We start from the raw sequence: 7,904 nt of genomic DNA on the forward strand, positions 1-7,904 counted from the left end.
TAATTTAAAACAAGAAGCGGTCAGATTGATCGTGTTAGCCTGTGGACTAGATAGTGCCGACACTGCTAGGGTGAAACAGGAAGAAAAAGCCAACTTTTGTTAGCATTAGTTAGCTTTTTTGTATCGGCAGAATCAACCACAAAGCAACGAAGGACACGAAGGAAAGAGGGTTTGAGAGATATTTTGCGTAAGTCCTAATAGTTAAGCGTCAAACCTTTGCTATTTCAGATGTGTCACCTGTGGTTTGCAGCAATGCGGGTACGGCTTCTTCATCAAATATGGCTAAGTCAAACCAGAAAGTAGTACCTACACCAACTTCACTGACTAAATGTACTTGACTATGATGTCTTTCCATGATGTTTCTGACAATTGATAAACCTAAACCTGTACCTTCCAGGGTGTGAACTCGATTTTCCACCCGGAAGAAGCGGTCAAATATTGCCTGTTGGTCTTCTGGGGCGATACCTATACCTGTATCACTAATTTCAATCCTGACTAGGGGATGCTTTTGTTCTGATATGGGAGGCTTTAGCTGGTAGGCGCGAATGGCTACTTGACCACCTGCGGGAGTGAATTTGAGCGCATTACCGATTAAATTACCAAAAACTTGCAGTAATAAATCATAATTACCCATTACTAGCGGTAAATTCGGGGCTACTTCCTGAACCAGTTCAATTCCTTTATCTTTGGCGTTGAGTTGGTAAGTGCGTAAGGTCTGCTCTAATGCTTGTGCTAAATCAACACCATCAAAGTTGTAAGTGCGACCGGATTCTAGTTTTGATAAATCTAATACATCGTTGACTAAGCGGGTAAGTCTGTCGGTTTCATGATTTACAGTTGCGAGAAATTCGCGGCGGTCTTCTGCTCCTAAGTCTTCACCGTAGTCATGGAGTGTTTCTATATAGGTCTTGATATTAAATAATGGTGTGCGTAGTTCGTGAGAAATATTGCTGATAAATTGACTTTTGGCTTCATTCAGTTCTACTTCACGGGTGATATCTTGCACTGTAATGGCGATACCTTTAATACTTTCTCGTTGCAGGTTCAGGACTGTGGTTAAAAGAATACGGATAGTGCGTTTGGTGGGTTGGTTGAGGGGGATGCGGAACTCAGCACTTTCACATTCACCGGCTGCCATTTCGTACAAGGTGCGGGTAATTTCCATTTGTACGCTTTGGGGTAAGTTATGCAGTACATTCTTACCTACCACATCAACCCCTTCCCAGGCAAAAATGCGTCGTGCTGTGGGGTTGACTAAAATTACCTGCATATTGTTGTCAATTAATACTGCACCATCGGCAATGGTGGAAACCAAGGTTTCTAATTTGGCTTTTTCGGCGGTTAATTCTTCTATGTTTTGTTCTTCGTAGCGTTCTAGACGCTCTGCCATTTCATTAAAGCTGAAAATAAGCTCTCCTAGTTCCCCTCCCAGTGGTAGGTCAATTCGCTGTTTAAAATTCCCGGCGGCAATTTGTTTAACGCCTACTAATAGTTCTTTAATTGGTTTTGTAATGGTTAAAGCGTTAATTACTCCTGCTAAAATAACCATCACCCAAATTGTGATAAATACAGCGATGGTGACATCACGGGTAAAGTTGGAGGAAATGACTACTGTGGGGTTGGGGTTGATGCCAATGGCCAACACGCCTAAATATTTTTGATCCTCTATTAAAGGAATAAATACATCTGTGACTAAACCATCTGGGGTGTTATGTTGGCGTACCATTGGCTGGTCATCGTCACCAGGATAATCTTCTGGTAGTTGTATTTTTCGTTTGATGGTGAGGGAGTTTTCTACTTCGGTTTCCCAAAAAGGAATGCCAAAAAAGATTTTCCCGGTTTCATCAGAGTAAAGCATATATCTGACGCTAGATGTACTGCTGTAGAAACGTTGGGAAAATTGGGCTACCTCTGTGAGATTGTTTTCCGCGATGAGTGGGGCAACGTTGGAAGCTAGTAGTAGTCCCAGGTCACGACCAAAGCGGGTATCGTTAAGACGTGCATCTTGTTGAATGGTGTTGACTGCCCAAAAAGTTAGGCCACTCATGAATAAGGAAACAACTAGGGTGGCGACTGCTAGAAGTTTGGTTTGGAGGGTAAATTCATACCACCAATGGCTAATGACGTTGCGGATTGTTGTGAAAAAAGCCAGCATCTTAAATATATTTATATATATAGGACTCCTATTTGATTTTTGAACAGAACTCAGTACATGGTTCGGCTTCGCTCACCATAAATACTGACAGCCTTCTTTCCTGTTCCCTGTTCCCTGTTCCCTGTTCCCTGTTCCCTGTTCCCTGTTCCCTGTTCCCTGCCTCCACGAAAAATTCATGAATCAAATCGGATCACTATAGCTGTTAGTAGTTGTGTGTTTTCTGTCTCAACCATTTAAAAATTAACAGTTAATTCAAAAAAGGTGTTAGGGAGAAATGGGGAAGATGGAATGGTGGGGAGGTGGAAAACCTACTAACCTGCTAAATTACAGTCTATTTTATCTGAATGAGGTACACAAAGGCGGGCAGGATGCCCACCCCACAAGATTTATTATATTAAAATGTTAATATGTGTACTTCATTTACCTGCAAAGTGCTGTATCACTTTGTTTTCAAGACACGATGACCGATATCTCGACGGTAGTACATTCCTGAAAATTGAATGTGTTTGATTCCAGTGTAAGCTTGGGCGATCGCTTGCTGAAAATTTTCTCCCATTCCAGTAATATTTAAGACTCTACCACCGTCTGTAACGATTTGCTGGTCTGAGTTCAGCTTTGTGCCGGCATGAAATACTATTGCACCTACTGTTTCTGCTGCTTCAATACCGGTGATCACTTGGCCTGTCTCATAATCTCCAGGATAACCACCTGAAGCGGCAACTACTGTAGCTGCTGCACCTGGTTTCCAAGTTAGAGGTGGCATTTCTCCTAAACGCTGCTGGATACAAGCTAAGATTAAATCTTCTAAGGGTGTATCTAGCAAAGGTAAAATGACTTGAGTTTCTGGATCACCAAAGCGACAGTTAAATTCTAAAACGCTAAAGTCGCCATTGTCTGCAACCATTAAACCAGCGTACAAAACTCCCCGGTAGTCAATACCTCTATTTCTTAAAGCTGTGATGGTTCTTTCTAAAACTTCTGTTTGCACACGCCCCATTAATTCCGGTGTGGCGATGGGTGTAGGCGTATACACTCCCATACCTCCGGTATTCTCTCCGGTGTCGCCTTCTCCTATGCGTTTATGATCTTGAGCAGGTAACAAGGGACGAATTGTTAACCCGTCTGTTAATGCTAAAACTGAAACTTCTTGACCTAATAAGCATTCTTCAATGACAACAAAATTACCTGCACTGCCAAACTGTCCTTGAAAAATAGCATCTATAGCGGTTTCTGCTTGTTCAACGGTTTGGGCTACTATGACACCTTTACCAGCAGCTAAACCATCAGCTTTAATGACAATTGGCACTCCCTCTGCTTGTACATAAGCTTTTGCTGCTGCTGCTTCTTGAAAAACTGCCGCTTTAGCCGTGGGAACTCCTGCCTCTTGCATTAAAGCTTTAGCCCAGGCTTTACTAGCTTCTATTTGCGCTCCGGCTTTGTTTGGACCAAATACCATCAGTCCTTTACTTTGCAGATAGTCTGTAATACCCTTTGCTAAAGGTACTTCTGGACCAACCACTACTAAAAAAATGCCCTTTTCCAGAGCAAATTTGCCTATGCCTTCAAAGTCATTTACCGCTAAAGGCAAATTTTGGCAACGTTCCATTGTTGCAGTACCGCCATTCCCAGGTACACAGACAACTTGCTCAATTTTGTCTGATTGTAGCAGTTTCCACGCTAGAGCGTGTTCACGTCCCCCATTACCGACAACTAAAACTTTCACTTATTTCCTCGTGCGTTCCTGTCAAAGTGCGAATGCCACAAAGTTACTCGCAGATTAATTTTTTCACTAATTATCCTAATAATCAAGGTCTGAACGGGCAAGGGGAAACTAGGAACACTTAATTTAGTAAGTCAAATTCATCACGATTTACTAAAATTGTCAACAAACTATAAAGTTTTGTGGTTTTTAGTAAAAAGAAAATGTCTAGTTAAAAAATTAGCACAACTTAGCATAACTTATTAACAGTTAGAATGACGTTGATAAAAAAAATCATAAACATTTCAAAACATCGGGAACATGACTAAAATTATCGTTACTGGGGCTGCTGGGTTTATAGGTTCTCACCTGGTCAATACCTTATTGCAACAGGGAGAAGAAGTAATTGGCATTGATGAATTTAATGATTATTATGATCCACAGTTAAAGCGAAAAAATATTGCCACCTTTGAAAATTCACCGAATTTTACTTTAGTTGAAGGGGATATTCAATTTTTAGATTTGCCAAAACTTTTTCAAGATGTGGAAATAGTATATCATCAGGCAGCACAAGCTGGGGTGAGAAATTCCTGGGGTCAGGGTTTTCGGGCTTATACGGAACGGAATATTAACACTACACAGGTTTTGTTGGAAGCTGCTAAGGATGCTTCCCGGTTGAAAAGGTTAGTATTTGCCTCAACATCCAGTGTATATGGTGATGCGGAAACTTTACCAACTCATGAGGAAATTGCACCTAAACCGGTTTCACCCTATGGTATCACTAAGTTAGCTGCTGAAAGGTTGTGTGGACTATATCATAAAAATTTTGGTGTGCCTTTTGTTTCTTTGCGGTATTTTACGGTTTATGGTCCAAGACAAAGACCAGATATGGCATTTCATAAGTTTTTTAAAGGGGTTTTGCAGGATGAGGCTATTCCTGTCTATGGTGATGGACAGCAAACGCGAGATTTTACATTTGTCAGTGATGCGGTTGCTGCTAACTTAGCTGCTGCTACTGCACCAGAAGCGGTGGGAGAAATTTTTAACATTGGTGGTGGTAGTAGGGTGGTTTTAACTGAAGTTTTGGATACAATGGAAGAAATTGTTGGTAAGCCTCTTAAACGCAATCATATTGAAAAGGCTATGGGTGATGCGCGTCATACTGCTGCTGATGTTTCTAAGGCGCGAAAAATTCTTGGTTATCGGCCACAGGTTTCTTTGAGGGAGGGTTTAGCAAAAGAATGGGAGTGGGTTAAGTCTTTGTATTTGTAGTTGTTGATCCCCCCAACCACCCTTAAAAAGGGGGGCTTTTAATTTTTAATTTTTAATTTTTAATTCTCAATTTTTAATTTTCATTATTCCCATTGTTGAAATTTCTCGATGCTATTGCGAAGTAAAGAAGTAATTTGAGTGCGTCGGGTTTCAAAGTTGGCTGCTATATAAATTAAAAGAATGCCTACTAATAAGCCAATTATCCATTTTAAGAAGGAGTAACTGAGGCTGAAAATTACTAATTGATAAATGCTGGTAATGATAAAAGTTGCTGTACCAACATACAGGAAGGCACGTATTTTTAAAGCTAGTCCGGCAAAGATAGCAATAAGGCTAAAAATACCGGGTATGTAAGGTAAATTTTGATAAAATAATATTGTCCAACCACAAACTAAACCACTACCAATTGTTCTGATTAAATGACGTATTGGTTTAAATTCTTGTGGTTTTAATTGTGGGTCTATTTGGGCAATATATAATATTGATAAGCTGATGGGTGTGATATACCATAAGCTATCTGTGAAGTTTAATTGAATAAACCATTTAAATAATGCCCAATTAATTAAAATTACACTAATGTAGGTAAAGCGAATTTGTCTGGTTTTTGTAGACAGAAAGATATAGTATAAAGCAGCAATAATTAAGGTCAGGGGATAAATTTGCTGTTGGGTAATTCCGATGATGATTAATGGTAGAATGTATGATGTACGTTGCCACGGTGTTTTTGACCAACCTAATTTTTCCCAAGGTGTAATGTAGAGGAAGTAGGCAAAGATGCAAGCTAAAGCACCGTTCCAAGGTGTTAACTGTTGAGTTAAAAAGCTACCTATGGGTAAATTTTGTAAATAAATACCTGTTATCCCTGCTGTTAATAAACCTAGATAAACCCAAATTTCATCTTTACTGATATTACTAACAGTTTGTACAGGTTGATGGAAATTATTTCTTCTTCCTTGCCATATTCCATAGCGGGTTAAAAATAGTCCTGTTCCTATAGCTGGATAAAGGTTAATTTCTGTGGGAACTGTGACAGCAGCTAATAATAAAATACTACTCCAAAACCAATGTAAATGGGCAATATTTTTTAATTCTCCTGGTGTGAGACAAAAATAATTTACTAACCAAGGGGAAAGGATACGGTAAGCATACATGATGCTAGTTCCTAACGCTGACATAGCTATTAAACCATCTCTTAATGCACCTCCTGTAGCTTCAGACATTTGATAAAATAGCAGTTCATAAGCAGAAATTGATATCCCAATAATGCCAAAATAAAGTAATGGTTTAAATTCTTCTCTTCTCCTTCCTACACCAACTAAAATTAAGGCTATCCCTAAACTATATAAACCTGTCCAGTCGGTAAAGGTATTGAACCTTAATAAAACACTAAATGCACCATAAATTATGGGTAAAATATGGAAACTTTGAGGTATAGTTTGAGAGGATGTTTGATATTTTCTGCGCCACAATTCACCGAATAGTTGAGTTATTAAACCCAAGGCAATATTAGCAATTCCTATTTTAATAATTGATGGTTCACCAAAACCTAAAATTTCCGCCACTAACAATTCTAAACACCAACCAATGCTATAAAATGCCCAGTTTGTTAATTGTTGATAAGTACGATAAATAATGGCAGTTAAAGTTATTGATGTAGCCAATAAATAGAAAATTTCGGCATTGCTATTTACCGTATACACAAGGAATGAATGTAAGGTAATTCCTATTAATTCTATGGTAGATAGTGCAATAGCCAATTTATCACTTGCTGCTGCGTAAATAAGGGTTAATTCGGTATTTTTTCTTAAAAGTATGGTACGTCCTAACCATAAAGTAAAGATAGCAAAACCACCAACCAAAAACCAAACTGATAAAGCTAAATTTGGTATATTCCACAATAATGCAGCAATAAAACTCAGTCCAAAACCGATGGTTAAAGCAGCAGTTTCTTGTTTTATTAAATAGCGGGTATTGACAAACAACACACTTGCACTTACACCCAAACTAATTAATCTTGTTTCTGTTAAAGGTAGGGTTAAAAATTGGGCAGCAATGACAGATAAAATACTCAAAAAAGTATTAAAAGTGCGATGTTGTTCATCATGAGTGAGAATAGCTAAACCTGTAAGTGCTAAAGGTGTAATTAACCAAATAACTCCCCAATTGTGATCAGATAATAATTGTACATTTACCAACAATAAAGAAAAACTCAAGGTAGCAAGTGCTAAACCAATATACCAAGCACTACGTTTCCAAATTCCTGCACCGAGACTAAATACCCATTCTGCAACCATGACAGTTAACAAAATTGTTGCCCAAATTTCTTTACTCAAATTTGGTGATAACCAATTGATAGCAGAAAAAACAGCCAACAAACCTGTAACATGAGTTAAATACAGTAAATGGGGAAGAGACGCATAGCGTTTAGTAACGATAGCTAAAGTAATGGCAGACAATAAAAGATTGAGTGTTAATAAGGTAGAATTTAGTAAAGCGAACATTGTTAAGCAAACCCCTAATAATAGGGTTAGCTGTTTACCAAAAACTGCTAATTCTTCTTTTTGTTCATGATGCAATTTTTCTGTGAAAATTAACATCAATATTAAATAAGGAAATAAAGCAATACTCAATAATGCTAAAGGTTGATTTTGAGAATTAGTCAGATAAGTTGCTGTATTAATGATAAATTGCTGTAATGTTTCTGGTACTATCCGCCAACTTAACCAGGTTGTTTGTAAACCAATCAAGAAAATAGCTGTGAAATCAATTTTTGAGTTA

General features: G+C 38.4%; 4 protein-coding genes. 1 reads left to right on the top strand and 3 read right to left on the bottom strand.

Annotation, left to right across the window (positions count from 1 at the left end):
- Positions 1-208: 208 nt before the first annotated feature.
- Both nblS and purD read right to left on the bottom strand, forming a co-directional pair.
- Entirely contained in the window at positions 209-2,155 is a 1,947-nt protein-coding gene (nblS, locus tag FFR48_RS23045; RefSeq protein ID WP_096567564.1) for a two-component system sensor histidine kinase NblS, read from the bottom strand.
- 439 nt (positions 2,156-2,594) lie between these two features.
- On the bottom strand, positions 2,595-3,878 hold the full coding sequence (gene purD / locus FFR48_RS23050; protein WP_137668975.1) for a phosphoribosylamine--glycine ligase: 1,284 nt from the start codon (positions 3,876-3,878) through the stop codon (positions 2,595-2,597).
- Positions 3,879-4,175: 297 nt separating this feature from the next.
- Between purD and FFR48_RS23055 the strand changes: the two genes are divergently transcribed.
- Positions 4,176-5,126, top strand: coding sequence for an NAD-dependent epimerase/dehydratase family protein (locus tag FFR48_RS23055; protein WP_137668976.1), 951 nt, complete (start codon positions 4,176-4,178; stop codon positions 5,124-5,126).
- Positions 5,127-5,209: 83 nt separating this feature from the next.
- On the opposite strand, the gene FFR48_RS23060 is transcribed toward FFR48_RS23055, so the two are convergent.
- On the bottom strand, positions 5,210-7,904 hold a 2,695-nt coding region (locus tag FFR48_RS23060; RefSeq protein WP_137668977.1), incomplete at its 5' end, for a DUF2157 domain-containing protein.

It is taken from the genome of Sphaerospermopsis reniformis (genome assembly GCF_005402885.1).
GTDB lineage: Bacteria > Cyanobacteriota > Cyanobacteriia > Cyanobacteriales > Nostocaceae > Sphaerospermopsis > Sphaerospermopsis kisseleviana.

Coding starts and splice junctions, on each gene's coding strand:
- nblS (WP_096567564.1), bottom strand. CDS start 2,155: ATGCTGGCTTTTTTCACAACAATCCGCAACGTCATTAGCCATTGGTGG.
- FFR48_RS23055 (WP_137668976.1), top strand. CDS start 4,176: ATGACTAAAATTATCGTTACTGGGGCTGCTGGGTTTATAGGTTCTCAC.